General features: G+C 64.9%; 24 protein-coding genes and 1 pseudogene. 13 read left to right on the forward strand and 12 right to left on the reverse strand.

Features of this window, described 5'->3' with window-relative positions:
• Positions 1–12: 12 nt before the first annotated feature.
• Positions 13–831 (forward strand): 4-hydroxy-tetrahydrodipicolinate reductase, encoded by an 819-nt coding sequence (gene dapB, locus NGR_RS28555; RefSeq protein ID WP_012709958.1) that lies wholly within the window; start codon positions 13–15, stop codon positions 829–831.
• Between the two features lie 28 nt (positions 832–859).
• Positions 860–1495, forward strand: coding sequence for a 2,3-bisphosphoglycerate-dependent phosphoglycerate mutase (locus NGR_RS28560; RefSeq protein WP_012709959.1), 636 nt, complete (start codon positions 860–862; stop codon positions 1493–1495).
• A 240-nt stretch (positions 1496–1735) separates the two neighbouring features.
• Here NGR_RS28560 and NGR_RS28565 read toward each other — a convergent pair whose 3' ends face one another.
• A complete protein-coding gene (locus NGR_RS28565) occupies positions 1736–2608 on the reverse strand; it encodes a methylated-DNA--[protein]-cysteine S-methyltransferase (protein WP_012709960.1) in 873 nt (290 codons plus the stop codon).
• A 64-nt stretch (positions 2609–2672) separates the two neighbouring features.
• A complete protein-coding gene (locus NGR_RS28570; RefSeq protein WP_012709961.1) occupies positions 2673–3170 on the reverse strand; it encodes a DUF2244 domain-containing protein in 498 nt (165 codons plus the stop codon).
• Between the two features lie 22 nt (positions 3171–3192).
• Between NGR_RS28570 and nth the strand changes: the two genes are divergently transcribed.
• Entirely contained in the window at positions 3193–3969 is a 777-nt protein-coding gene (gene nth / locus NGR_RS28575; protein ID WP_164924547.1) for an endonuclease III, read from the forward strand.
• Between the two features lie 116 nt (positions 3970–4085).
• Here the strand turns inward: nth and NGR_RS28580 are convergent, their stop codons facing one another.
• A complete protein-coding gene (locus tag NGR_RS28580) occupies positions 4086–4679 on the reverse strand; it encodes a TetR/AcrR family transcriptional regulator (protein ID WP_164924548.1) in 594 nt (197 codons plus the stop codon).
• Between the two features lie 67 nt (positions 4680–4746).
• On the opposite strand from NGR_RS28580, the gene NGR_RS28585 reads away from it, so the two are divergent.
• Together NGR_RS28585 and NGR_RS28590 are read left to right on the forward strand one after the other, a co-directional pair.
• Positions 4747–5172: a VOC family protein gene (locus NGR_RS28585; RefSeq protein WP_012709964.1), complete on the forward strand. Its 426-nt coding sequence runs from the start codon at positions 4747–4749 to the stop codon at positions 5170–5172.
• A gap of 165 nt (positions 5173–5337) precedes the next feature.
• Entirely contained in the window at positions 5338–6330 is a 993-nt protein-coding gene (locus NGR_RS28590) for an adenosine kinase (RefSeq protein ID WP_012709965.1), read from the forward strand.
• Between the two features lie 181 nt (positions 6331–6511).
• On the opposite strand, the gene NGR_RS28595 is transcribed toward NGR_RS28590, so the two are convergent.
• Entirely contained in the window at positions 6512–7051 is a 540-nt protein-coding gene (locus NGR_RS28595; protein WP_164924549.1) for an SH3 domain-containing protein, read from the reverse strand.
• Positions 7052–7354: 303 nt separating this feature from the next.
• On the opposite strand from NGR_RS28595, the gene NGR_RS28600 reads away from it, so the two are divergent.
• Entirely contained in the window at positions 7355–8359 is a 1005-nt protein-coding gene (locus NGR_RS28600) for a 2-hydroxyacid dehydrogenase (RefSeq protein ID WP_012709967.1), read from the forward strand.
• A 190-nt stretch (positions 8360–8549) separates the two neighbouring features.
• On the opposite strand, the pseudogene NGR_RS28605 reads toward NGR_RS28600, so the two are convergent.
• The 3 genes and pseudogenes from NGR_RS28605 to recF form a co-directional block, all read right to left on the reverse strand.
• Positions 8550–9027 (reverse strand): annotated as a pseudogene (locus NGR_RS28605) (GNAT family N-acetyltransferase).
• A gap of 8 nt (positions 9028–9035) precedes the next feature.
• On the reverse strand, positions 9036–9797 hold the full coding sequence (gene moeB, locus NGR_RS28610; protein WP_012709969.1) for a molybdopterin-synthase adenylyltransferase MoeB: 762 nt from the start codon (positions 9795–9797) through the stop codon (positions 9036–9038).
• A 37-nt stretch (positions 9798–9834) separates the two neighbouring features.
• Positions 9835–10929 carry a DNA replication/repair protein RecF gene (gene recF / locus NGR_RS28615; protein ID WP_432654027.1) on the reverse strand — a complete coding sequence of 365 codons (1095 nt, stop codon included), beginning with the start codon at positions 10927–10929 and terminating at the stop codon, positions 9835–9837.
• 252 nt (positions 10930–11181) lie between these two features.
• Between recF and NGR_RS28620 the strand changes: the two genes are divergently transcribed.
• From NGR_RS28620 to NGR_RS28640, 5 genes are all read left to right on the forward strand, one after another.
• The gene (locus NGR_RS28620) at positions 11182–11826 is read left to right on the forward strand and encodes a DUF47 domain-containing protein (RefSeq protein ID WP_012709971.1); all 645 of its coding nucleotides are present in this window, start codon (positions 11182–11184) and stop codon (positions 11824–11826) included.
• On the forward strand, positions 11826–12830 hold the full coding sequence (locus tag NGR_RS28625) for an inorganic phosphate transporter (protein ID WP_012709972.1): 1005 nt from the start codon (positions 11826–11828) through the stop codon (positions 12828–12830). The genes NGR_RS28620 and NGR_RS28625 overlap by 1 nt, the downstream gene beginning before the upstream one ends.
• Before the next feature lie 330 nt (positions 12831–13160).
• Positions 13161–13796: a DUF1326 domain-containing protein gene (locus NGR_RS28630; protein ID WP_012709973.1), complete on the forward strand. Its 636-nt coding sequence runs from the start codon at positions 13161–13163 to the stop codon at positions 13794–13796.
• A gap of 4 nt (positions 13797–13800) precedes the next feature.
• A complete protein-coding gene (locus NGR_RS28635) occupies positions 13801–14682 on the forward strand; it encodes a DUF2182 domain-containing protein (RefSeq protein WP_012709974.1) in 882 nt (293 codons plus the stop codon).
• Between the two features lie 239 nt (positions 14683–14921).
• Complete coding sequence (locus tag NGR_RS28640) at positions 14922–15863, forward strand: IS110 family transposase (protein WP_012707869.1); 942 nt, start codon at positions 14922–14924, stop codon at positions 15861–15863.
• Positions 15864–16016: 153 nt separating this feature from the next.
• Here NGR_RS28640 and dnaJ read toward each other — a convergent pair whose 3' ends face one another.
• The 3 genes from dnaJ to NGR_RS28655 all read right to left on the reverse strand — a co-directional run bounded on the left by dnaJ (position 16017) and on the right by NGR_RS28655 (position 21838).
• Complete coding sequence (gene dnaJ, locus NGR_RS28645) at positions 16017–17156, reverse strand: molecular chaperone DnaJ (RefSeq protein ID WP_012709975.1); 1140 nt, start codon at positions 17154–17156, stop codon at positions 16017–16019.
• A 282-nt stretch (positions 17157–17438) separates the two neighbouring features.
• Positions 17439–19364: a molecular chaperone DnaK gene (gene dnaK, locus NGR_RS28650; RefSeq protein ID WP_012709976.1), complete on the reverse strand. Its 1926-nt coding sequence runs from the start codon at positions 19362–19364 to the stop codon at positions 17439–17441.
• 254 nt (positions 19365–19618) lie between these two features.
• The gene (locus NGR_RS28655; protein ID WP_164924551.1) at positions 19619–21838 is read right to left on the reverse strand and encodes a transglycosylase domain-containing protein; all 2220 of its coding nucleotides are present in this window, start codon (positions 21836–21838) and stop codon (positions 19619–19621) included.
• Between the two features lie 566 nt (positions 21839–22404).
• Here NGR_RS28655 and NGR_RS28660 point away from each other — a divergent pair.
• Positions 22405–23292 carry a DMT family transporter gene (locus NGR_RS28660; RefSeq protein ID WP_164924552.1) on the forward strand — a complete coding sequence of 296 codons (888 nt, stop codon included), beginning with the start codon at positions 22405–22407 and terminating at the stop codon, positions 23290–23292.
• A gap of 211 nt (positions 23293–23503) precedes the next feature.
• Entirely contained in the window at positions 23504–23986 is a 483-nt protein-coding gene (locus NGR_RS28665; RefSeq protein WP_012709979.1) for a hypothetical protein, read from the forward strand.
• Positions 23987–24035: 49 nt separating this feature from the next.
• Here NGR_RS28665 and NGR_RS28670 read toward each other — a convergent pair whose 3' ends face one another.
• Together NGR_RS28670 and NGR_RS28675 are read right to left on the reverse strand one after the other, a co-directional pair.
• The gene (locus tag NGR_RS28670; protein WP_164924553.1) at positions 24036–25328 is read right to left on the reverse strand and encodes an IS4 family transposase; all 1293 of its coding nucleotides are present in this window, start codon (positions 25326–25328) and stop codon (positions 24036–24038) included.
• Positions 25329–25627: 299 nt separating this feature from the next.
• Positions 25628–26575, reverse strand: a complete 948-nt coding sequence (locus tag NGR_RS28675) for a lysylphosphatidylglycerol synthase transmembrane domain-containing protein (RefSeq protein ID WP_012709981.1) — start codon at positions 26573–26575, stop codon at positions 25628–25630.
• Positions 26576–26680 lie beyond the last annotated feature (105 nt).

Here is a 26680-nt window from a genome sequence, read left to right on the forward strand (position 1 = left end):
GGAAATCTGGCGATGAGCGAAACGGACATGAAGCTCGTGGTGGTCGGCGCGGCCGGTCGAATGGGCCAGACACTGATCCGGACCGTTCACGAGGCGGCCGGCGTGCGCCTGCATGCCGCGATCGAGCGCTCGAACTCGCCCTTCATCGGCCGTGACGCGGGCGAACTCGCAGGACTGGGACCGATCGGCGTTCCGATCACCGACAAGCCGCTCGAAGCCTTTGTCGAGGCGGAAGGGGTGCTCGATTTCACCGCACCGGCGGGAACCGTCGAATTCGCCGGCCTGGCGGCGCAGGCACGTATCGTCCATGTCATCGGCACGACCGGATGCTCCGCGGATGACGAGGCGAAGATCCGCGCGGCGGCCCGCCATGCCCGCGTCGTCAAGTCGGGCAATATGAGCCTCGGCGTCAACCTTCTCGGCGTCCTGACGGAGACTGCGGCGCGCGCACTTTCGGCCAAGGATTGGGACATCGAGATTCTCGAAATGCACCACAGGCACAAGGTCGACGCGCCGTCGGGCACGGCGCTCCTGCTCGGCGAGGCGGCGGCGAAGGGTCGCGGCATCGACCTTGCCGATCAGGCCGTCAAGGTGCGCGACGGCCATACCGGGCCGCGGCCGCAAGGCACGATCGGCTTCGCGACGCTGCGCGGCGGCTTAGTCGTCGGCGAGCACTCGGTGATTCTGGCCGGCGAGGGCGAACTGGTGACGCTGTCGCACAGCGCCACGGATCGCTCGATCTTCGCCCGCGGCGCCGTCGCAGCCGCCCTTTGGGGCCGCAGCCAGAAGCCCGGCTTCTATACCATGCTCGATGTTCTCGGGCTCAACTGACACGTCAATCTTTCAAGAGGAGATCGAAATGAGCGGCACTCTCGTCCTCGTCCGGCACGGCCAGAGCGAATGGAACCTGAAGAACCTGTTCACCGGCTGGCGCGATCCGGACCTGACCGAACTCGGCGTCGAGGAGGCGAAGGCCGGCGGCGCGGCGCTTGCCGAATACGGCATCAAGTTCGATATCGCCTTCACCTCGGTGCTCGTCCGCGCCCAACGCACCTGCCAGATGGTGCTCGATGCCGTCGGCCAGTCCTCGCTCGAAACAATCTGCGACCAGGCTCTCAACGAGCGCGACTATGGCGATCTTTCCGGCCTCAACAAGGACGATGCCCGCGCCAAATGGGGCGAGGAGCAGGTCCATATCTGGCGCCGCTCCTATGACGTGCCGCCGCCCGGCGGCGAGAGCCTGCGCGACACCGGCGCCCGCGTCTGGCCCTATTACCTGACCGAAATCCTGCCGCGTGTGCTGGCCGGTGAGAAGGTGCTGGTCGCCGCCCACGGCAACTCGCTGCGCTCGCTGGTGATGGTGCTCGATCGCCTGACCAAGGAGCAGGTCCTGAACCTCAACCTGGCCACCGGCGTGCCGATGGTCTACAAGCTCAAGGCGGATTCCACCGTCGCTTCCAAGGAAGTGCTCGGCGACATGTCGGCCGCGCATTGAGTCGACGAAACTCTATGAGGGCCGAGGGATCACCCCTCCCCAACCCCTCCCCACAAGGGGGAGGGGCTTGGCCGCGGCGCCGTCTCGCCCAACCCGACATCTCGGCAAGTGGCGACGGTTCGGGTCAGGGGGGAGGGTGCAGCACGGGAGTCCCTCCCCCTTGTGGGGAGGGGTTGGGGAGGGGCAGCAACCGTTCCCCGGTTGCGCCGGCTGCGAGGAGGCGGTCATTGCGGCGATTTCTCACCCCTTCCCCGCCTCCCACCCAAGGATAGCCCGCTTTCGCGTCAGACCCCAATGGTAGCCGGTGAGCTCGCCGCCCTTGCCGAGCGCCCGATGGCAGGGGACGACGAAGGAGATCGGATTGCGCCCGACCGCGGCGCCGACGGCGCGCGAGGCGGTCGGTTGGCCGATGTCGCCGGCGATCTTCGAATAGGTCGTCGCCTTGCCGAGCGGAATGTTCAACAGCGCCTGCCAGACCCGGATCTGGAAATCCGAGCCGATCAGCACGATGTTGAGCGGTTCCTCGGCGCACCAGCGCTCCGGGTTGAAGATGCGGGCCGCATAGTGCGCCGTCGCGGCGCTGTCCTCCAGATAAGTGGCGTTCGGCCAACGGCCGGCCATGTCCTCGAAGCTGGCCCGCTCCTCGCCGGCATCGGCAAAGGCAAGGCCGGCGAGGCCGCGGTCGGTCACCATCACCAGTGCCGTGCCGAAGGGCGAGGGGTGGAAGCCATAGCGGATCGTCAACCCGCCGCCGCGGGCCTTCCACTCGCCGGGCGACATCGCCTCGTGGGTGACGAAGAGGTCGTGGAGCCGCCCGGGGCCGGAGAGCCCGACCTCGATGCTGGCCTCGAGCAGCGGCATGCCCTCCTGCCGCAGCAGCCGCTTGGCATGGTCGAGCGTCACCGCCTGCAGGAAGGCTTTTGGCGAAAGGCCGGCCCAGCGGGTGAAGACCTTCTGAAGCTGCGTCGGCGACTGCCGGAGGCGGCGGGCGATCGTTTCGAGCGACGGCTGGTCGCGGTAATCCTCGGTCAGCATCTCGATGACGTGCCGCACCGTGTCGTAATCGGTGCCGTCAGGGGTGATGTCGGTGGGAATGCTTGTCACGACGTTCATGGATCATCTCCTGTCAAGCCTCAGCAAACCATGCGGGGGACCGGATAACCACCCGATTCATGATTCATCTCGATCGGGCCGTCGCGAGCGCGCGGGAGAAGGCGACGGCGAAGGTCTCGCGGTCGTCGCGGTTGAGGAACGAGCCGATATCCGTCTGCCGGCCGCCGCCGCTGATCTTCATCGAGACGATGCCGATCTCCTGGTGGCGCTTGATGCTGAAGCGCGCCCAGAACGGGTTGAAGCGAAGCTCCGTCATCCGGCCGGACGGCGCGAACTTTTTCACCGACACGTCGGTGCGCGAGACGCTGACCTCCTCGCGGGCACGCGCCGAGTGATAGCTGAGCCAGAAGGCGCCGAAGAGCAGCACGAAATCGAGACCGAAGAAGAAGACGATCGGCCAGGCGCCGATGACCAGGAACACGAAGACATGCAAGGCACTCATCGCCCCGGCGGCCATCAGCAGGATCTTGAAACCCCTGAAGCCGAGCGAGCGATGGGGAGTGAGCTCGGCCGCAAAGATCGGCTCGTCGTTGATGCGTGTCTCGGCGTTGCCTTCGGTCATAACCAATGACTATAGATGCAGCATGAAAAACGTGAAGCTCAAATTGTCGCCGGCATCCGTGAAGCCAAAAGGAGCGACGGCTGCCCGCCGAGCCACGCGGCAGCGCAGCGTCTACAGCAAGGCGGATGTCGAGGAGATCTTTCGCCGCTTCTCGGTCCAGCGGCCGGAGCCGAAGGGCGAGCTCGAACATGTCAACGCCTTCACGCTGCTGGTGGCGGTGGCGCTTTCGGCGCAGGCGACCGATGCCGGCGTCAACAAGGCGACGCGGCCGCTCTTTGCCGTCGCCGACACGCCGGAAAAGATGCTGGCACTCGGCGAGGAAAAGCTGCGCGACCATATCAAGACCATCGGGCTCTACCGCAACAAGGCGAAGAACGTCATCGCGCTCAGCGAGAGGCTGATCGCCGACTTCGGCGGCGCGGTGCCGAAGACGCGCGAGGAATTGATGACGCTGCCGGGGGTCGGCCGCAAGACCGCCAATGTGGTGCTGCAGATGGCCTTCGGCCAGTCGACGATCGCCGTCGATACGCATCTCTTCCGCATCGCCAACCGTATCCGGCTGGCGCCCGGCAAGACGCCGGACGAGGTCGAGGCCAAGCTGATGCGCGTCATCCCGCCGAAGTATCTCTACCATGCCCATCACTGGCTGATCCTGCACGGCCGTTATGTGTGCAAAGCGCGCCGGCCGGAATGCGAGCGCTGCATCATCGCCGACATCTGCAAGTCGCCGGAAAAGAGCTGCGACATTCCGGCGCCGCTCGTCGAATTGCCGCCGCAGGTCCTTCCCGTCGCCGGCTGAGCAGCCTAGAGCATCCCGCTTTCAAGTGGAATCACTGAAAGCGGATAAGATGCTCTAGAATCAAAGTGTTAGAGCGTCCTTTGTGCGTTCATTTGAACGCACGGCGCTCTCGCGCTTCATGGATCGATCAAACGATCGATCAGCCTGCCGATCGCATAGGCATAGTCGGCCCGCGCCGCGCCGGCATCGATCTCGAGTGCGGCCCGGTCAAAGGCGGCGGACAGGAGAAAGGCCATCGCCTTGACCGTCTTTTCCTCCAATCGATGGGGTGCCATGGCCGTGCCCAAACCTTCTTCCAGGGTTCTGCCGCCATGCGCTGCGTCGATCACCGCCATCGTGGTGACGCCGAGGACGGCCGGGCCGTCGAGCAGCAGCAGGCGCACCCGACCGGGAACCGCCATCGCGTCGAAATAGGCGGCTGCCCCGGCGAGCAGCGCCTCGCGAGGCGGGAGGGCATCGGGAGCGGACCGTTCGATCGCCGCCGCGACTTCGCGCGACTCCCCTTCTATCACCGCGCGAAACAGGGCCTTCTTGTCCTCGAAATGGTGATAGAGCGCTCCGCGCGTCAGCCCCGCCGCGGCGACGATGTCCGGCGTTGCAGTGTCCGCATAGCCTTTGGCGACGAAAAGTTCGCGCGCCGCATCGAGGATGGCGGCGCGGGTCGTGTCCGAGCGTTCGCGATTCGAGCGTCGGGGCTTTTCCTGTTGCATGCATACAGCCTGTATGTTAATTACAGATACATACAGATTGTATGAAAAAGATCGATGGAGGGAAAGCATGAAATCGACGAGCTACTATCCGGTGATCATGACGGCCGATGTGCGGGCGACCGCCGACTTCTACATCAAGCATTTCCGCTTCGAGGCGCTTTTCGTCAGCGACTGGTACATGCATCTGCAGTCGACGGAAGACGAGCACGTCACGCTTGCCGTTCTCGACTACCGTCACGAGACCGTGCCGGAGCGCCACCGAGTTCCGGTTCAAGGCCTTCTCCTGAATTTCGAGGTGGACGATCCCGACCGCCTCTACGCCGAGCTGCGAGATGCCGGTCTTCCGATCCTCAAGGCGCTCTGCGACGAGGATTTCGGCCAGCGCCATTTCATCACCGCCGATCCGAACGGCGTGATGATCGACGTCATCAAGCCGATCTCGCCGAGCGCCGAGTTCGCCGGCGCCTATGAGGAGAAGGCGCTGCCGGCGTGATCGCCGGTATTTTCTGAGCATCCCGCGTGCCGGGCGCCCTACAGCGCGCGCGCCTTATCCGGCGCGCAAAGGTCGCTGTAGCACTTTTGAATTGCTGCATGTCTTCCAAATGGCCGGAAAACCGCTATTAACGAACACCGGCCATTCAGGAACCGGACGGAGCTCATGACGAAATTCGATGTACTGACGATCGGCAATGCGATCGTCGATATCATTGCGCGCTGCGATGACAGTTTTCTCGTGCACAACGGCATCATCAAGGGCGCGATGAACCTCATCGATGCGGAGCGGGCGGAACTCCTCTATTCGCGCATGGGGCCGGCGGTCGAAGCCTCCGGCGGCAGCGCCGGCAACACCGCGGCGGGTGTGGCGAGCCTCGGCGGCCGGGCCGCCTATTTCGGCAAGATCGCCAACGACCAGCTCGGCCAGATCTTCACCCACGACATCCGCGCTCAAGGCGTGCATTTCCAGACGAGGCCGCTCGACAGCCTGCCGCCGACCGCCCGCTCGATGATCTTCGTCACCGAGGACGGCGAGCGCTCGATGAACACCTATCTCGGCGCCTGCGTCGAACTCGGTCCGGAGGACGTCGAGGCCGACGTCGTCGCCCAATCCAAGGTCACCTATTTCGAGGGCTATCTCTGGGATCCGCCGCGCGCCAAGGACGCGATCCGCGAGGCGGCGCGAATTGCCCATGCCCATGGCCGCGAGACGGCGATGACGCTGTCGGACAGTTTCTGCGTGCATCGCTACCGCGACGAATTTCTCGACCTGATGCGCTCCGGCACAGTCGACATCGTCTTCGCCAACAGGCAGGAGGCTTTGGCGCTCTACGAGACGGAGGATTTCGATCTCGCACTTAAGATGCTGGCGAAGGACTGCAAGCTCGCCGCCGTGACGCTGAGCGAGGAAGGCTCGATCGTCGTGCGCGGCGAGGAACGGGTGCGGGTCGGCGCGACCGCGATCGAGCAGGTGGTCGACACGACCGGCGCCGGCGACCTTTATGCGGCCGGCTTCCTCTATGGCTACACGACCAACAGATCGCTGGAAGATTGCAGCAAGCTCGGCAACCTGGCGGCCGGCATCGTCATCGGCCAGATCGGCCCAAGGCCGATGATATCGCTCGCCGGCGCTGCTAGGGACGCCGCGCTCGTCTGATGTACATCACGAACTAGAACGAGGTAGGACGCCCCTCACCCTAGCCCTCTCCCCGTAATGACGGGGAGAGGGGACTGCTGTCGGTGCGGCTGGTCCCTTCGCCCCGCTTGCGGGGAGAAGGTGCCGGCAGGCGGATGAGGGGCTGATTCCCACCACAAACGAGTCGTCGCCGGCCGGGCGCTTATTTGAACGCTTCGCCCGGATAGGCGCCCCAGATTTCGCCCTGGGCGATCCAGCCTTCGACGCCTTGCGTCTCGGCATGGCACCAGTCGCCATTGCATTCGCCGATATGCAGCAGCACGCCCGGCTGCATGCGGGCGACGATCGGTGCGGTACCCTGCGGATCGCGTCTCAAATTGACGAAGATGCCTTCGCCCTTGCCGCGCATCCACGGTGCGGCAACGGCAGTGCGATCGCCGGAGAGCAGCGCCTGGTTGACCCAGCCCTCCGTTCCGTCGGCGTCGCGGATGCGGCGCCAGTTGTCGTATTCCTGGATGATCTCGACGGGAACGCCGGTTTTAAGATAGCGGAAGGCCACCGCGTAATCGAGGCTCGGCCCGATCCTCAGGTTGACGCTCCTCGACTTGAGACTGACGAAGCGGGGGAGTGGCAACCCGCTTGGGCCCTTGGCCGCCTGGGCAAGGGCCGCGGAATTCATGATGGCCGTCGCGAGGAACACAGCCAGCAACAATTGAGAGGCTTTGGAAATGAAGTGACGCATGACGAAGCCCGTATCCGATCGTAAGCGAAGCCTTGCGGCGTCTCCACTGCGCGCTCCTTCGCCGTCTCGGACGCGCAAAGGCCGCTGTAGCACTTTGAATTGCCGCATGTTTTAATCCCTGGGTCGTCTTCGATCCAAGGAAAGCACGCAGAAGCGCTCTGGCCGAACGCCCGCCGCGAATCCTGAACCCGGACAGCGACTTTCAATTGTCTTCCACACCGGGTCTGGTAGAAATTGCGGCTATAGGGAGAAACTATTACCCACCTTGGTTAAGGACCCGTCAACGAGGGCCGCTCACAGGAAATGACAAGCAAGAAGAAGCCAACCGTCTACATCACCCGGAAACTGCCGGATGTCGTCGAAACCCGGATGCGCGAGCTTTTCGACGCAGAACTCAACATCGACGACACGCCGCGCAGCCAGCCGGAATTGGTCGCCGCGGTGAAAAGGGTCGATGTGCTGGTGCCGACGGTGACCGACCGCATCGACGCCGCGCTGATCGAGCAGGCGGGGCCACAATTGAAGCTGATCGCAGCCTTCTCGAACGGCGTCGACAACATCGACGTCGATACGGCCGCCCGCAAGGGAATCACCGTCACCAACACCCCCAACGTGCTGACGGAAGACACCGCCGACATGACCATGGCGCTGATCCTGGCGGTGCCGCGCCGGCTCGCCGAGGGCGCGCAGGTGCTCACCGACCGCAAGGGCGAATGGGCCGGCTGGTCGCCGACCTGGATGCTGGGCCGGCGCATCGCCGGCAAGCGCATCGGCATCGTCGGCATGGGGCGGATCGGCACGGCTGTCGCCCGCCGCGCCAGGGCCTTCGGGCTGTCGATCCACTACCACAACCGTCACCGCGTCAAGCGGGAGACCGAGGAGATGCTGGAGGCGACCTATTGGGACAGCCTCGACCAGATGCTTGCCCGCGTCGATATCGTCTCTGTCAATTGCCCGTCGACGCCCGCCACCTATCACCTGCTCTCGGCACGGCGGCTGGCGTTGATGCGCCCCGACAGCTACATCGTCAACACCGCGCGCGGCGACGTGATCGACGAGACGGCAATGATCAAATGCCTGCGGGAGGGCAAGATCGCCGGCGCCGGCCTCGACGTCTTCGAGAACGAGCCGGCCGTCAATCCGAAGCTGATCAAGCTTGCCGGCGAAGGCAAGGTCGTGCTCTTGCCGCATATGAGCTCGGCGACCCTCGAAGGCCGCATCGACATGGGCGAGAAGGTGGTGATCAACATCCGCACCTTCTTCGACGGCCACCGCCCGCCGGACCGGGTTCTGCCGGGACGGGATTAGTCGGCCTTTAAAGACCCCTCCCCAACCCCTCCCCACAGGGGGGAGGGGCTTACGATGCCGCGCCGTCCTGCAGCAATCCTACGCTCAGCGGCAACGGTCCAATTTCAATGCGACGGCTGCCGCGGAGAAGCCCCTCCCCCTTGTGGGGAGGGGTTGGGGAGGGGTTTGGCGTTGAAACAGCTTGGCTTTTCTAGCTCGTCCGAAGCACTTTCCGCATGTCGATCGAGGTCGGCCGTGAAAAGCCGGGATGGGCGGAGCGGCTCGTCTCGACGAAGCCCCAGGCCGCGAAGGCGGCGTGGTTCTCGGTGAGTTCGATTCGCGTCTGCAGTCTCAGCGCCGGCAGGCCGAGGCTTCGGGCGGTCTCCTCCGCGGCGGCCAGCAGCCGGCGGCCGAGACCTTTGCCTTGATGGGCGGGATCGATGGCGAGCTTGCCGATATAAAGGCAGTCCGGCTCGGGCTTTAAGAACACGCAGCCGAGCAGGTCCCGGCCGGCAGCAACCACGAAGCCGATCTCGTCCTTCGATTTCTTGACGCAGCGACTCGACCGTCAGCGCCCGGGCGGAGGAAGGCGGATCGATCCGCCCGTTCATATAGGCGAAGGATTTCAGGATCAGCGCCAGGAGTTCCTCGTAGCGATCGAAGCTCGGGTCGAGCCGGAGCAGCTCCATTCCGTCCCTCAACGCTTGCCGCGCCGGTAACGGATCGTGTTGAAGGCGGCGGCGAGACCGTCATAAAGCAGCAGCCGCCCGATAAGCGGCTCGCCGATGCCGGTGATGAGCTTGATCGTTTCCATCGCCTGCAGCGTGCCGATGACACCGGTCAGCGCTCCGACCACGCCGGCTTCGGCACAGGCCGGCACTGCGCCCGGCGGCGGCGGCGTCGGGAAGAGATCGCGATAGGACGGATTGGGATGGCCGTCGGCGTCCGCCTCGTAGGGTTTCAACACGGTGACGGAGCCGTCGAAGCGCCCGACGGCGCCGGTGACGAGAGGGACCCGTGCCGCCTCCGCCGCATCCGCCGCCAGATAGCGCGTCTCGAAATTGTCCGATCCGTCGACGACGAGCTCGTATTGCCGGAAGATCGCTTCGGCGTTCTCCGGTGCAAGACGCAGCGCGTGCGGCACGACTTCCACATGCGGGTTGAGGTCCGCGATTGCGACGGCGGCGCTTTCGACCTTCGGCCGGCCGATATCGCCGGTGGCGTGAATGACCTGGCGCTGCAAGTTCGACAAGGAGACGACGTCATCATCGACGATGCCGAGCCTGCCGACGCCTGCCGCGGCAAGATATTGCAGCACCGGGGCGCCGAGCCCGCCTGCACCGATGACCAGCACGCGCGCGGCCTTCAGCTTCTGCTGTCCGGCACCGCCGATCTCCGGCAGCACGATATGGCGCGCGTAGCGCGCGATTTCCGATGAGTCGAGGGCCGTTGTGGTCATCTTCGTCTCCGTGGGATGCCGGTGGTCGGGCCGGATGTCACTCCGAAACGCGGCCGTTTGCAACCGTCAGATAGCAGGCCCGTTCGCCGAGCGCCGTAAACATCGCCCGGTCCGTCCCGGTCATGAAGGCCTGGCCGCCGAGTTCGTCGACGCGGTCGAAGAGCGCCGCCCGCCGTCCCTGATCGAGATGGGCGGCGATCTCGTCGAGCAGCAGGACCGGAGCGTGCCCGGTCATGTCGCCGACGAGCCGCGCATGGGCGAGCACGAGGCCGACGAGCAGCGCCTTCTGCTCGCCGGTCGAGCAGCGTTCCGCCTCCATGTCCTTTTCCCGGTGGCGGATCAGGAGATCGCTGCGATGCGGCCCGTCGAGCGTTCGGCCCGCCGCCGCATCGCGGCCGCGGCCGTCTGAAAGCATTGCCAGATAGCGCTCTTCGAGATCGTAGGCGGGCAGGCCGTGACAATCGTCGAGAAAGCCGGCGAGCGATAGACCGGCGGACGGGAAGCTGCCGCCCTGGCTGCGCTCCACGAGCGCCGTCAGCAGGCCGAGCATTTCCAGACGGGCAAGCGCCATAGAGACGCCCAAGCCGGCCATCTCCCGCTCGATGGCGGTCAGCCAGGCCGGATCCGGCCGGAATTCCGAGAGCAGCCGGTTGCGGCTGCGCATGGCCCGGTCGAACTCGCTGGCACGCCGGCCATGTTCCGGATCGAGCGACAGCACCAGCCGGTCGAGAAACCGCCGCCGGTCGGAGGACGGGCCCGTGAACAGGCCGTCCATTGCCGGGGTCAACCACAGCACGCGCAGATGGTCGGTGAGCTCGTCGACGGTGCGGGCCGGCGTGCCGTTGAGCCTGAGGCGGCGCGATTGGCCTTCTTCGGCGCCCGCCGTACCCGTGCCGATCTCCACCGGCCCGTCCATTCCCTCGACCGCCGCGAAAACCGAAAAGCCGTCCGTCGCGCCCACCCGGGCGACATCCGCGTAAGCCGCGCGGCGCAGCCCGCGGCCCGGCGACAGAAAGGAGATCGCCTCCATCAGATTGGTCTTGCCCGCGCCGTTCTCGCCGGTCAGTACCACATGGCGCTGGTCGAGCTCGAGCGACAGCGCCGCATAGTTGCGAAAGTCGGTGAGTTTCAAGCGAGTGAGAGAGACCTTGTGGGGCATTGCGGGTCCGAATTCGACGTGCCTGTCAGGTAAGACGAAAGCCGGGCCAAGGCAAGGCGAAAGGCCTCCCCCGAGGGGCAACCCCGCCACGTTACCCGTGCCAAGTACGCTCCCAGCCGAAACCGCTGTGGGAAAGCCCCGATTTTCCGCCACTTGGGAACTTTTCACGCGCTTGCAGGTACAATATGACAGCCGCATGACAATCGACAACCGTATGGATCGCTGATGCTCGGCCTGTTTCGCAAGCTCCTCCCCCGTGAAGACCGGTTCTTCGATCTCTTCGAACAGCATTCGCGCACCGTCATGGGGGCGGCCGAGGCGTTGAACGCGCTGCTCGCCGGCGGAGACGACCTCGAACGCCATTGCGATCGCATCGTGGAACTCGAGAACGAGGCCGACGAGATCACCCGGGAGGTGCTGCTGGCGGTACGCCGCAGCTTCATCACGCCCTTCGACCGCGGCGACATCAAGGATCTCATCCAGTCGATGGACGATGCGATCGACATGATGCACAAGACGGTGAAGACCATCCGGCTCTATGAGCAGAAAAGCTTCGATCCAGGCATGCAGGCGATGGGTGCCGCGGTCGTCGAGGCTGCTCATCTCGTCGCCGAGGCCATTCCGCTGCTCAACCGGATCGGCGTCAACGCGCATCGCCTGAGCACGATCGCCGAAGAGGTCACCCGCGTCGAAGGCCGTTCCGACGAGTTGCACGAACAGGGCCTGAAGGACCTGTTCAAGCGTCACGGCAACACCGATCCCATGGCCTACATCATTGGCAGCGAGCTCTATGGCGAACTGGAAAAGGTCGTCGACCGCTTCGAGGATGTTGCCAATGAAATCAGCGGCATCGTGATCGAGAACGTCTGATGGACGCGACCCTCGCCTTCCCGCTCCTTGTGGGCCTCATCGGGGTTGCCCTGTTCTTCGACTTCTTGAACGGATTGCACGATGCGGCCAATTCGATCGCGACGATCGTTTCGACGCGGGTGCTCAGGCCGCAATATGCCGTCCTGTGGGCGGCGTTCTTCAACTTCATCGCCTTCCTGTTCTTCGGCCTGCATGTGGCCGAGACGCTCGGCAAGGGCATCATCGATCCCGGCATCGTCACGCCCCAGGTCATCTTTGCGGCGCTGATCGGCGCGATCGTCTGGAATATCCTGACCTGGGTCTTCGGCATCCCGTCGAGTTCCTCGCACGCGCTCGTCGGCGGCCTCGTCGGCGCAGGCCTTGCCAAGGTCGGCTTCAGCTCCATCGTTTGGGCCGGCCTTTTGAAGACCGCCGGCGCCATCGTCATGTCGCCGGGGATCGGCTTCGTGCTGGCTCTCTTGCTGGTGCTGATCGTCTCCTGGCTGTTCGTGCGCCAGACACCGTTTGCCGTCGACAACACCTTCCGGGGCCTGCAATTCATTTCCGCATCGCTCTATTCGCTCGGCCATGGCGGCAACGACGCCCAGAAGACCATGGGCATCATCGCCGTGCTTCTCTTCTCTCAGGGCTATCTTGGGCCGGAATTCCACGTGCCCTTCTGGGTGGTCATCACCTGCCAGGCGGCGATCGCGCTCGGCACGCTTTTCGGCGGCTGGAGGATCGTCCACACGATGGGATCGAAGATCACCAAGCTCAATCCGATGCAGGGCTTCTGTGCCGAGACCGGCGGTGCGATCACGCTGTTCGCCGCGACCTGGCTCGGCATTCCGGTCTCGACGACCCATACGATCACCGGCGCCATCATCGGGGTCGGCTCGGCCCGGCGCGTCTCGGCCGTGCGTTGGGGCCTTGCCGGAAACATCGTCATCGCCTGGGTGATCACGCTGCCGGCCGCGGCGCTGATTGCGGCTCTCTCCTACTATGCGGTCGGCCTCTTCGGCTAAAGCGGGAAGAGGAAAAGTGCGCGCGGTTTTCCGCCCGCATCCCGCTCCAACCTTTTCGGGTCAATCACGATGATTTTGGGTCGATCAGACCCAAAGTCATCGTGATCTAAAGCGGCGGCCCTCCATCCGACTCGCCCGAAAATGGTGAGGGGCGTGGGCGACGCCGCGCCGTTGGCAGCGTTACTGGCGGGGTGTATATTTCCATGGTCTGAGGAATTGTCTCTACAGAGCCGCGCGCTTCATCAGGCGCGCAAAGGTCGCTGTAGCACTTTGAATTTCTGCATGTCTTTTCCTTGGTCGATTTAAGGAGGCATGCGGTAGGAGGGGACGATGACGGACGTCAAGTGGACGATCAAGGGCCGCGAATTCATCCATTGCAACTGCGCCTATGGCTGCCCCTGCCAGTTCAATGCCTTGCCGACGCACGGGCATTGCAGCGCGGTGGGGGTGATCGAGATCGAGGAAGGCCATCACGGCGACATCCGCCTCGACGGCCTGAGGTGCGGGATGATCGTCGCCTGGCCGGGCGCCATCCATGAGGGCAGGGGCGAAGTCGTGCCGATCGTCGACGAACGCGCCTCGGACGCGCAGCGCGAGGCCCTGCTGCGCATCATGAGCGGGCAGGACACCGAACCCGGTGCCACCTTCTTCCAGGTCTTCTCGACGACCTTCGAAACGTTCCACGATCCGGTCTTCGCGCCAATCGGCTTTGAGGTCGATGTCGAGAAGCGGACGGCGCGCGTAAGCGTACCGGGATGGATGGAGGCTCGCGGCGAGCCAATCGTCAATCCGGTGACAGGTCATGAGCACCGCGCCCGGATCAATCTGCCGGACGGCTTCGAATACGACACCTGCGAAATGGGCCGCGGCTGGGCCGACACGACCGGTGTCCTGCCGCTCTCGCTGGCGGACTCGCATGCCCATTTCGCCAGGATCCACATGACCGAACGCGGCGTGGTGCATTGACGCCATGACAGGCACGACGCTCGAATCCCTGTTGCGCCGCGACCGGGCAATCGTCGCTGCGGCGATCGCTACTCTCGCGGCGGTCGCCTGGATCTACATCCTCTGGCTGGCCGCCGGCATGGACATGACCGAGATGGCGATGCCCGAGGCGGGCAGCGCCGGAGCCATGCCCATGGAGTCCGGCATGCACATGGATATGGACATGGGAGGCCGGACGGGCATCGGCCCGCTCGACTCGTTACTGGGAATTTCGCCGCGTCCCTGGGGTGCCGCCGAGGCCGCCTTCACCCTGACCATGTGGGTGGTGATGATGGTCGGCATGATGCTTCCTTCGGCGTCGCCGATGATCCTTCTCTATGCCCGTGTCGGACGGCAGAGCCTCCGTGATGGCAAGCCCTTCGCTTCGGCCGGCTACTTCACCGGCGGCTACCTCATGGCGTGGACCGGCTTCGCGCTCGCCGCCACGCTCGGACAATGGCTGATCGAAGGCGCGCTGCTGACCCCGTCGCTGGGGAGCGCCAACCGTGTCTTCAGCGGTATCGTGCTGATCGTGGCGGGGCTGTACCAGTGGACGCCGCTCAAGGACGCCTGCCTGACACAGTGCCAGGCGCCCATCGTCTTCCTGCAGCGGCACGGCGGCTTCCGAAGCGATCCGCGCGGCGCCCTCAGGCTCGGTTTTCGCCATGGTCTCTATTGCGTCGGCTGCTGCTGGGCGCTGATGGCTCTCCTGTTCGTCGGCGGTATCATGAATGTGCTGTGGATCGCCGCGATCGCTGTCTTCGTGCTGGTCGAGAAGCTGCTGCCGGCGGGCCGGCTCCTGTCGCGTACCGCAGGCGCGGCGCTCATTGCCTTTGGGCTTTGGCAATTGGCCGGAGCGGTAGCATAAGATGAGCAGGACGGGGAACCGGCGATCCGGGCGCCTCGAACATGCCCCTTGTGTGTCGCGAATCAGCGATTGTGTTTCCGTCACGGAGCGCAGGCGCGCCTGCGCTCCGTGACGGCGGCCGAGAGCCCGTCGCCCCTCAGGAGCCTAACCCGTGGATGAGCTGGGGCCCGACCGCCTTCTTTTAGAACCCGAACAGTTGCAAGGGGCAAGGCCCCCGAACCGCAAGGATGGGACGAAAGATGGTCGAAGACGGTCTGGTGGTTGGAATCGATGTTGCCAAGGGATGGCTGGACGTTGCCGTGCTGCAAACCGGCGAGAGCTTTCGCGTCGATAACGACGCGGCCGGCTGGGCGGAGCTTGTTAAGCGGTTGAAGCGCCGCCAGGTACGGGCGGTCGGGCTGGAGCCGAGCGGCGGCTACGAGCGCGGCCCGAAACAGGCGTTGCAAAAGGCTGGCCTACCGGTCAGGAACGTCAACCCGCACAAGCTGCGTCACTTCGCTCGTGCGCTCGGCAGGCTGGCCAAGAACGACCGCCTCGATGCGGCGGTCATCGCCCGCTACACCGCCGACATGCCGACGCGGGAGATGCGCGTCGATCCGTTGCGCGAGCAGCTCGCCGAACTGGTCGGCGCCCGCCGGCAGCTCAGCGACGACAAGGTCAGCCTCAAGAACCAGCTCGATCAGGTGCGCGACCCGGTGGTCCGGCGCATTTTTACCCGCCGCCTGCGCAGCATCGAGGCCAACATCCTGTTGCTGGAGAAGCGCCTGGCCGAGCTCGTCGCCAGCGATGCCGGGCTGGCCGAAAAGGATCGGCTGATCCAGTCCTTCAAGGGTGCCGGGCCGGTTCTCAGCCACACGCTGCTGGCGCTCGCCCCGGAGCTCGGCCAGGCATCAAGGCGCGAGATCGCCGCGCTTGTCGGTCTGGCGCCCTATGACCACGACACCGGCGTCTTCCGCGGCCGGCGCAGCATCTGGGGCGGCCGTGCCGAGGTGCGCGGCGTGCTCTACATGGCGGCCCTGACCGCCTGCCGCGCGAATCCGCTGCTCAAGGCATTCCACCAGCGCCTGCTTGCTGCCGGTAAGAAGCCGAAGGTCGCACTCATAGCCATCGCCCGCAAGATCCTCACCATCCTCGGCGCCATGCTGCGCAACGGCCAATCGTGGCAGCCTACGCTTAGCTAAAAAACACAGTTGCTCATCCGGCCTGCAGGCCACCTTCTCCCCGCAGGCGGGGCGAAGGGACTCGCGGCGGACGCTTAAATCCCCTCTCCCCGCATGCGGGGAGAGGGTTAGTCCTCGGGTTAAACCCGGGGAGAGGGGCAAATCTGAGAGAGATTACTCGCTCAGCGTATCGAAGAAATCCTTCATGCGGGAGAAGAAGCCCGTCGATTGCGGGTTGTTCTCCTTGGACGAGATTTGTTCGAACTCCTGCAAGAGTTCGCGCTGCCGCTTGGTGAGCTTCTGCGGCGTCTCGATCTGGATCTGGATATAGAGGTCGCCCGTCTGGTTGGAGCGCAGCACCGGCATGCCCTTGCCCTTCAGGCGGAACTGCTTGCCGGCCTGGGTGCCTTCCGGCACGGTGACGCGCGATTTCGTGCCGTCGAGCGTGGTGACGTCGAACTTGCCGCCGAGTGCCGCCGTCGTCATCGAGATTGGCACGCTGCAGTAGAGATCGGCCCCGTCACGCTGGTAGAACTCGTGTGGCTTGACGGACAGGAAGATATAGAGATCGCCGGCCGGACCGCCGCGCAGGCCGGCTTCGCCCTCGCCGGAGAGGCGGATGCGCGTCCCGTCCTCGATGCCGGTCGGAATGTTGACCGAGAGCGTCCGCTCCTCGGTGACCCGGCCCTGTCCATGGCATTTCGTGCAGGGATCGGTGATCGTCTGGCCACGGCCGCCGCAGGTCGGGCAGGTGCGTTCGATCGAGAAGAAGCCCTGGGCGGCGCGGATGCGGCCGGAGCCCTGACAGGTGGCGCAGGTCTTCGGGCTGGTGCCCGGCTTTGCGCCCGAGCCGGTGCAGACGTCGCAGGTGACCGACGTCGGCACGCGGATCTGCGCCGTCTTGCCGGAATAGGCCTCCTCGAGGGTGATCTCCATGTTGTAGCGAAGGTCCGCACCGCGTTCGCGGCCGCCCGACGAGCGGCGCTGCCGCCCACCCATCATCTCGCCGAAGATGTCCTCGAAAATATCCGAGAAGCCGCCGGCGCTGCCGCCCGCAAAACCATTGCCGAAGCCGGCGCCCATGCCGCCCTGCTCGAAGGCTGCGTGGCCATAGCGATCGTAGGCGGCCCGCTTTTGCGGGTCCTTCAGCGTCTCATAGGCCTCGTTGATTTCCTTGAAGGACTTTTCCGCTTCCTGGTCCCCGGGATTGCGGTCCGGGTGATATTTCATCGCCAGTTTACGGAAGGCGCTTTTCAGCTCCTTCTCGTCCGCGTTTTTTTTTACGCCAAGCGTTTCGTAAAGATCACGTTTCATGCTTCAAAGATTGTCCAGTTGACAAGGCTTGCCAGCGCGATCCGACCCTGCCCGTTTATCTTGCCACAGGATTTAGTAAACCTTGAAGCGCGATACCATAGCCAAGACAGGCGACCGAGTGCTTTTTTGTCGGAAGAATGACCTTCCAGCACCACTTGCCGCAACTTTCCCTTGCGTCATCCTTCGCAATGATCGCCGCGCGCCTGCACCGGGGCCACTGCGACCGCACAACAGAAAAGCCCGGGAGCGGTCCCGGGCTTCGCTGGATCCATCGACGAGTGCTTACGCCGACCGCTTGCGATCGTCCTCGTCCTTGACTTCCTCATAGTCGGCATCGACGACATCGTCGCCGTCGCGCTTGGCATCGGCGGCGGCATCGGCATGCGCCGCTTCGGCCTGCTGGGCTTCATAGATCGCCTGGCCGAGCTTCATGGAGACCTCCATGAGCGTGTTGGACTTGGCCTTGATGCCCTCGGCGTCCGGCTCGGACGCTTCGACGGCGGTCTTCAGCGCCGCGATCGCGTCGGAGATCGCCTTGCGGTCCGTCTCCGAAACCTTGTCGCCATATTCCTTCAGCGACTTCTCCGAAGAATGGATCAGGCTTTCGGCCTGGTTCTTGGCTTCGACCGATTCGCGCCGCTTCTTGTCGGCCTCGGCATTGGCCTCGGCGTCCTTGACCATCTTCTCGATGTCGGCGTCGGAAAGCCCGCCGGAGGCCTGGATGCGGATCTGGTGCTCCTTGCCGGTGCCCTTGTCCTTGGCCGAGACCTGCACGATGCCGTTGGCGTCGATGTCGAAGGTGACCTCGATCTGCGGCATGCCCCGCGGTGCCGGCGGGATGCCGACGAGATCGAACTGGCCGAGCAGCTTGTTGTCGGCCGCCATCTCGCGCTCGCCCTGGGAGACACGGATCGTCACGGCGGACTGGTTGTCGTCGGCCGTCGAGAAGACCTGGCTCTTCTTGGTCGGGATCGTCGTGTTGCGCTCGATCAGGCGGGTGAAGACGCCACCGAGCGTCTCGATGCCGAGCGACAGCGGCGTCACGTCGAGAAGCAGGACGTCCTTGACGTCGCCCTGGAGCACGCCGGCCTGGATGGCGGCGCCCATGGCGACCACTTCATCCGGGTTGACGCCCTTGTGCGGCTCCTTGCCGAACAGCTGCTTCACGGTTTCCTGGACCTTCGGCATGCGGGTCATGCCGCCGACGAGAACGACTTCGTCGATCTCGGCCGCCGAGACACCGGCGTCCTTGAGGGCTGCCTTGCACGGCGCGATGGTCTTCTGGATCAGGTCCTCGACGAGGCTTTCGAACTTGGCGCGCGACAGCTTCATCGTCAGGTGCTTCGGGCCGGAAGCGTCGGCCGTGATGAACGGCAGGTTGATCTCGGTCTGCTGCGAGGACGACAGCTCGATCTTGGCCTTTTCGGCAGCTTCCTTGAGGCGCTGCAGCGCAAGCTTGTCGTTCTTGAGGTCGATGCCCTGTTCCTTCTTGAACTCGGCGGCCAGGTACTCGACGAGACGCATGTCGAAGTCTTCACCGCCGAGGAAGGTGTCGCCGTTGGTGGACTTCACCTCGAAGACGCCGTCGCCGATCTCGAGCACGGAAATGTCGAAGGTGCCGCCGCCGAGGTCGTAGACGGCGATCGTCTTGCCTTCCTTCTTGTCGAGGCCGTAGGCAAGTGCTGCAGCGGTCGGCTCGTTGATGATGCGCAGCACGTCGAGGCCGGCGATCTTGCCGGCGTCCTTGGTGGCCTGGCGCTGGGCGTCGTTGAAGTAGGCCGGAACGGTAATGACGGCCTTCTCGACCTTCTCGCCGAGATAGGACTCGGCAGTTTCCTTCATCTTCTGAAGGATCATCGCGGAGATCTGCGACGGGGAGTAGCTCTTGCCGTGCGCCTCGACCCAGGCGTCGCCATTGTCGGCCTTGACGATCTTGTAGGGGACCATCCCCTTGTCCTTCTGGGTCGTCGGGTCCTCGAAGGTGCGGCCGATCAGGCGCTTGATCGCAAAAAGGGTGTTTTCCGGATTGGTGACGGCCTGGCGCTTGGCCGGCTGGCCGACGAGACGTTCGCCGTCGTCGGAGAAGGCCACCATCGACGGAGTGGTGCGCGCCCCTTCGGCGTTTTCGATCACCTTCGCGTCCTTGCCGTCCATGACGGAGACGCAGGAGTTGGTCGTTCCGAGGTCAATACCGATAACTTTAGCCATGTCGTTCTCTCCTTGCAGCGGACTGTCGGAACCCGGTCAGGCATTCATGGACAGCCCCTAACGGGATGGTCTTTGGATTTTGATCGCAGCCGGCAGGCTACGTCGATGCGGCGTATATAAGGACCGGCGTTTCGGACTGCAAGGCATTCTGCGGCGCGAGCGGGACCAAATGCAAGCCGTCTGCGGCTGTCGCACGCGCGCGATACTTGCGCCGTTGATCGGCCGCCGGCGATCCGTCGCTGGATGTGCCCTGTTCAGCCGCCCGTCAACAGTTCGAAAAGCGTCGTACGGCGGGTCGCGCCGGTCGTCTCGCCGACGCCGGCCGGCGGCACCGGGCCGTCCGTCGGCTCTCCTGCCGGGCGGCTCTGATCGACGGCGACAGCGCCGTCCATGGCTGCCGGCCGTTCGGGGAAGGCTGCGGGATCGCCGAAGCCGTCGGGGAGAGCTTCGGCCCCGGCGACGGGGCTCCCCTCGTCGAAGACCGGCTGGACGCCGGTCGTGCCGAAAAGCGGCGAGGGCGAAAGCCCCTCATGCGCGGCCGCCATGAAATCGTGCCAGGCCTTGGCCGGCAGCCCGCCGCCGGTGACCTTCTTCATCGACTTGCCGTCGTCGTTGCCGAACCAGACGCCGGTCGTCAGGTTCGATGTATAGCCGACGAACAGCGCGTCACGGAAGGATTGCGTCGTGCCGGTCTTGCCGGCCGCCTCCCAGCCGGGCAGGCGCGCCTTCTTGCCGGTGCCGTCCGTCAGCACGCGCACCATCATCTGGTTCATCTCGCTGACGATCGCCGGATCGAGCACGCGCGGCGGGTTGTCATAGGTGTTCTCGTAGAGCACCGTGCCATCGGCCGTGGAAATGCGGCGGATGACGTGTGGGGTCGCCTTGAAGCCGCCATTCATGAAGGGCGCGTAGGAGGAGGTGAGCTCGACGAGCGACACCTCGGAGGTGCCGAGAGCGATCGAGGCGTTCGCCTGCATCTCGGAATCGATCCCGAGGCGATGCGCCAGCTTGACGACGTTCGGCGGTCCGACCTCCATGACGAGCTGGGCGGCAATGGTGTTCAGCGAATTGGCCAGCGCATCGGCAAGCGTCACCTCGCCGCGATATTTCTGGTCGTAGTTTTCCGGCGTCCAGTTGCCGATCCGGACGGGCGCGTCGTTGCGCACCGACATCGGCGTGCGGCCGATTTCGAGCGCTGCCGCATAGACGAAGGGCTTGAAGGCGGAGCCCGGCTGGCGCTTCGCCTTCGAGGCGCGGTCGAACTGGCTCTCCGCATAGTCCCGGCCGCCGACCAGCGCCCGGATCGCGCCGGTGCCGTCGATCGAGACGAGCGCCGCCTGCGAGGCGTTGAGCTTGCCGCCGTCGCTGTCGAGCGTCGCGGCGATCACCTCTTCGGCCTTTTTCTCGAGCGTCAGGTCGATGGTGGTATCGACGATCAGGTCCTGCTTGATCTCGCCGATCATGCCGGGGAGCTGGTCCATCACCATGTCGGCGACATAATACTCGGCGCCCGACCAGAAGCTCTTGGCCCTGGTCGGCGTCTGCGACATCGCCGTCTTGATCTCGGCATCGGAGATGAAGCCTTCCTCGCGCATGGTGCCGAGCACCACCTGGGCGCGCGCCTCGGCAGCTTCGGGATCGCGCGCCGGCGACAGCCGCGACGGCGCCTTCAGCAGCCCGGCGAGCACCGCGGCCTCGCCGAGATTGACGTCGCGCGCCGACTTGTTGAAGTAGCGCCGCGACGCCGCTTCGACACCGTAGGCGTTGGAGCCGAAGAAGACGCGGTTGAGATACATCGCCAGGATCTGGTCCTTGGTGTATTTCTGCTCCAGCCAGAAGGCCAGCAGCACTTCCTGCACCTTTCGCTCGAGCGTGCGCTCCGGCGACAGGAACAGGTTCTTGGCAAGCTGCTGCGTCAGCGTCGAGCCGCCCTGGACCATGCGGCCGGTCGTCAGGTTGGTCAGCATGGCGCGCGCCAGCCCCAGCGGGTCGACGCCGAAATGCGAGTAGAAGCGGCGGTCCTCGATGGCGATCACGGCCTGCGGGATGTAGGGAGACATGTCCTCGAGCGCCAGCGCCTCGCCGCCGGTGGCGCCGCGATTGGCGACGATGTCGCCGTTGACGGCAAGGATCTTGACGTTCGGCGGGCGCTCGGGAATCGACCAGCTCGTGGCGCTCGGCATGCGCGCACCATAGTAAAGCACCAGGCCGCCGACGCCGATCGCCCCCCAGATGCCAAGCACGACGCACCAATAGGCAAGCCGCCGCACCGGCCCGAAGAAGCCGCCGGACCCGCCGCCGCGGCTGCGCCGGCCGCGCGTCTGGCGCTTGGCTTTGCCGCTCGGCCGCGCCCGTTTGGCCTTGCCTCCGCCGCCGCCTAGGCGGTCGCTCGCCTCGACGCGCAGATCGTCGTCGTCATCGTGGTCGCCGCCGAAGGAAGGCTCGATCCGCTGTCCTGATTTTCTGCTCGCCATGCCGGAAGGATCTGTCCCCTGAAGCCGGACCGGTTGATGATCGCTCTCAGGCGATACCGGCGGCGCAATTGTCGTGCGGGCCCGGTCTCCCGTCCCGCTCATGCCGATCCCTCGACTTTAAATACGGCAATTTAAGGGGAAGTTAAGAATGGGATCGGGGAAAAACCCAGCGCCTTCAGAACCTTGGCATAGTCGCGTCCCGCCTCGCCACGGACGGTGTGGATTGCAGAGGCTCGAATGACGACTCGGGCGCGGGTAGGTCATGATCCGCCCGCCTTGCATCCACTGCAATGCTGCGATGCAACATTGGCAATATTAAATCAGCCGGAATGACTTATGATCATCCTCATCGAAGCGCTGCACCTCCTCCCGCGGCGCCCGATGCGGGTCGGTTTCACTCCTCCTCCCAGGAACCGGCCAAGTTTGAAGACCCCGACGCCACCTCCTCCCGGCTCGGGGTCTTTTTCTGTCAACGCACCCGCTTCTCGGTGCCGCTGCGGCGCGGCCGCAGACAAAGCTCGAGAAAATCGTGGTCTCAGCCGCTGGACGCGTGTATCGACGGGCGCATGGCATCCAAGGCAAACGGCTACGTCTTCGCGCTCCTGGCGATCGTCATCTTCTCGATTCAGGACGGGCTTTCCAAACATCTCGGCGCCAACTATCCGCCGGTCTTCGTGGCGATGATCCGCTACTGGGCCTTCGCCGGCTTCGCCATCACCCTGGCCTGGCGGTCGCCGGCCGGGCTCAGCGCCACCGCGGTGACGAAAAGGCCGCTGCTGCAGGTGCTGCGCGGCGTCCTGCTGCCGGCCCAGATCGTCGTCGTCATCACCGCCTTCACCGTCGTCGGGCTTGCGCATTCGCAGGCGATCCTTGCAGCGACGCCGATCTTCGTCGCGTTGCTGTCGATGCCGCTGCTCGGCGAGCGCGTCGGCTGGCGCCGCTGGTCGGCGATCACGGCCGGTCTCGTCGGCGTGCTGTTGATCCTGAAACCGGGCGAGGGCACCTTCGAGATCGACTTTCTCCTGCCGCTCACCGGTGCCCTGATGTTCGCGGTCTATGCCATCGCGACGCGGCTTGTCAGCCGCGAAGATTCGGCGATGACGAGCTTCTTCTATACGGGCGTCGTCGGCGCCGCGGCGATCAGTCTCGTCGGCCCGTTCTTCTGGGTGACGCTGTCGGGGCCGGACTGGGTGTGGATGCTCCTTCTCTGCGTCACCGGCAGCCTGAGCCATTATTTCCTCATTCGCGCCTATGACCTGCTCGATGCCGTCGCGGTGCAGCCGCTCACCTATCTGCAACTCGTCTTCGCCTCGATCATGGGTGTGACGATCTTCGGCGAGACCTTGACGGCCAACATGATCATGGGATCGCTGCTGGTGGTTGCGGCAGGGATCTTCACCGTCTGGCGCGAGCGTGTCGTCGCAAGGCGCAAGGCGGGCCTGCCGCCGGGCTAAAGCGCCTCGCGCTCGCTCGTGCTCACGCGGCGCCCTTTAGGCCTTTGTTTTGTGCATGTCGTCATCCCAAAACCGCTGCACACTTTTGGGCGACATGCACAAGCCGATTTCATCGTTTCAACGCAAAATCGTCGTCATCGTGCCCAATCGTACCGACCTCCGGTCGGCGATTCGGGTCGGCCTTGATCATCCGCTCGAAAGGGGGAGACGAATGAGGATCGGCTCGATAATCCTGGCAGCCCTGTCGGCGTTGAGCGTCGCGGGCCGGGCGCAGGAATCCGCCCCTTACCTCGACGACCGTTCCGACGGCGCGGCACTCGTCCGCTCGCTCTATAACGCCATCAATCGCAAGGAATATGCCCGGGCCTATGCCTATTTCGGCGACAAGAAGCCGGTCGGCGAGTTCAAGGCCTTTGCCGACGGTTACGCGAAAACCGAATCGGTCGAGGTCCGGATCGGCGAGGTGACCACCGAGGGTGCGGCCGGCAGCATCTATTCGGCCGTGCCGGTGGCGATCAAGTCCGTCGAGCAGGAAGGCAGGGTCCGCTTCTTTTCCGGCTGCTATGTCGCGCGAATCATCAACCCGTCGCTGCAGGTGCCGCCGTTCACACCGTACCAGATCGAGACGGCGCGCCTCGAAGAGGCGGAGGGACCGATCGACAAAGCGATTCCGGGAGAGTGCAACGCGCCTTGATGCTTGGCAATAGATTGCCCCTCACCCTAACCCTCTCCCCGTAAAGACGCTAAGGCATATACACATCGCGCAGCGCCCATCCGTCGGCGCAGGCTCTGAAGTAGGCCAAGCCATTGAAGAAGGTGATCGGTCCGGGCGGTTTTGAGGATGCGTAGCCGTTCCAGCCGCCGAGCTTGGCGATGATCCAGGCGGCCCAGGCGAGCGAGCCCATTGGATGGGGATTGGCTTGAAGGCGGGTCTTGCCCTTGAAGCGCTGCTGCAGGGCGGTGAGCGTGTCGATCTCGCTTGGCGTGAAGACCAGGCTGGCCGACTGCCGGTCCTGACCGCTGCGGGCCTGGACGAGCTGCATGACGATGACGGCGGCCTTGGCGGCGATGGCGACGAGCTTTTCCAGCCGTGCCGCCGACTGCAGCTGGCTATCCTCGACCTTCAGGCCCTGTTGCTTCATCACCCGGAAGAACTGCTCGATCACCCAGCGTTGCTTGTACCAGGCGACGATCTGCCAGGCATCGGCGAACGTCGCCACCGCATGCGTCGTCAGGATCAGCCAGCTGAGCGGCTCGACGCCGGCGGGCGGGGAGGGCTCGACGACCTCGACCCAGCGCAGCGTCACGCCGTCCGGCAGGGCAGCCGCTTCGAGGTTTTGCGGCCGCCGGATCGTCGCCTCGCCGAAGCGCAAGGATAAGTCCGCCTGGCGCGCCGGGCGGTCGGCCCGCTCGCGCAGCTCCACCGTCCGGCTGTCGCAAAACGCCACCTCGGCGGCGGCCCGGCGCAGCGTGCCGCCGCCGCTGAGGGCATGATCGTGCATCACCCGCGACAGCAGATGGAAGCGCTCCTCGGGCAGCCGTGCCCACATCACGAAGAAGTCCCCTTCCCGATCGGTGATGGCGGTGACCCGCGTGGCGCTCGCCAGAACCGCCTTGGCGGCCTCGGCCGTCTCGACCCAGCGACGCGATTCCTTGGCGCTCAACGGCCGGCTGGCATGCGGCGGCAGCGCCTCCGTCCCGCGCGTCCACACCCGGCCGCCCACCAGCCCCAGGCAGCTGCCGGTCTCGGCATCGAGCGCCAGCATCGGATGCAGCAGCAGCCCCCAGCAATTGCCCTTCTTGATCTTGCCCAGATCGCGCCGGTTGTCCGGCGTCGTCTGAAACCGGATCTCGCTGGTGTCCTGCAGCGCCAGCACGTGTCGGCCGGCCACCGCCGCCCCGGTCGGCTCCCCCCAGCCGGCGATGATCCACTCCACCGTCACCGCATCGTTGCCGAGAAAACGGCCGAAGCGGATTTCCTGCGAATGGCTGCCCGCCGCAAGCCGGCGCAGGCAGACCGTTTCGCGCAGCACCATGCCCTGGAGCAGCGCCGCCCCCCTTTATCGAGACGACGATCTCCAAATCCGCCCAGCGACCAGTCCTGGCCTATCTCCATCGGTGACGCTCCCGCAAATCAAAACGTCACCAAAGGAATCATACACGCCGCTCCCGCGAAATCCGATCCTCACAACCGAGTCAATCCGTCGCACCACTTGTGTATATGCCCTAGCGTAAAGACGGGGAGAGGGGACTGGTGCCGGTGCGGCATAGTCCCTTCGCCCCGCGTGCGGGGAGAAGGTGGCCGGCAGGCCGGATGAGGGGGACGGCTCTACACCTACGATCCCTTCGCGTCCCTCTGTTCCAGGAAGCGCGAATGCTCGAAGACGAAGATGACGACGAGCGCCAGGACGAACGGGATCAGCAGGTAAAGCAGACGGAAGATCGCCAGCGCCGCCAGCACGTCGGCCGGGTCCATCTCCGGCAGCGCGGCGATGAAGACGAGTTCGAGCACGCCGAGGCCGCCCGGGGCGTGCGACAGCAACGCTGCCGAGAAGGAGGCGAGGAAGATGCCGAGAATGACGACAAAGCCGGGATTGCCCGCCTCGGGCAGCGCGAAATAGATGATGCCGGCGGCGCCGATAAGCTCGACGGGGGCGATGACCAATTGCCGCACGACGATCGAGGGCCGCGGGTAATGAAGCTGGAACCATCGGGTGCGCAGCGGCCGAAGGCCCACCCGACTTCCGAGGATGTAGAGGCAGATAAATGTCAGGAGCAGGCCGCCCGTCGTCAGTGACATCTCGATCGGCAGCACCTCGGCGAATCGCTCGATGATGTCAGGCTTGGCAAGCAGGACGATTGCCGAGAGCATCAGCGTGCCGAGCGTGAAGGTGAAGGAGCAGAAGGCGACGAGGATGCCGATCTCGCCGGGCGTCAATCCTTTCGAGCGATAGGCGCGGTAGCGTACCACGGCGCCGGAAAACACCGAGGCACCGAGATTGTGCGACAGCGCATAGGTCGTGAACGAGCAAAGCGTGATGAACCAGATCGAAATGCGGTGGCCGAGATGGTCGAGCGCCAGCTTGTCATAGGCGGCAAGCGCCGCATAGGCGACGAGCGTCGCGGCGATTGCAAGCACCCAGCTCTCGACCGAGATCGCCTGGAAACTGGCGATGAACTCGTTCAGCGACAGCCCGCGCAATTCATGGATCAGCGCACGGACCGAAAAGACGATCGCCGCCAGCCCGACGGCAGGCCAGAAATATGCCTTGAGCCGTTTCATGCTGGCGCCAGCGAGACGGATCGACCGCGGCTTGTCCGGGAATGGAGGGCGCCAGGGCGGCCATATCCGCCATTGCAGAAAGAATCGCGCCTGAGACGCGATGCC

The sequence above is a fragment of the Sinorhizobium fredii NGR234 genome (assembly GCF_000018545.1).
Lineage (GTDB): Bacteria > Pseudomonadota > Alphaproteobacteria > Rhizobiales > Rhizobiaceae > Sinorhizobium > Sinorhizobium fredii_A.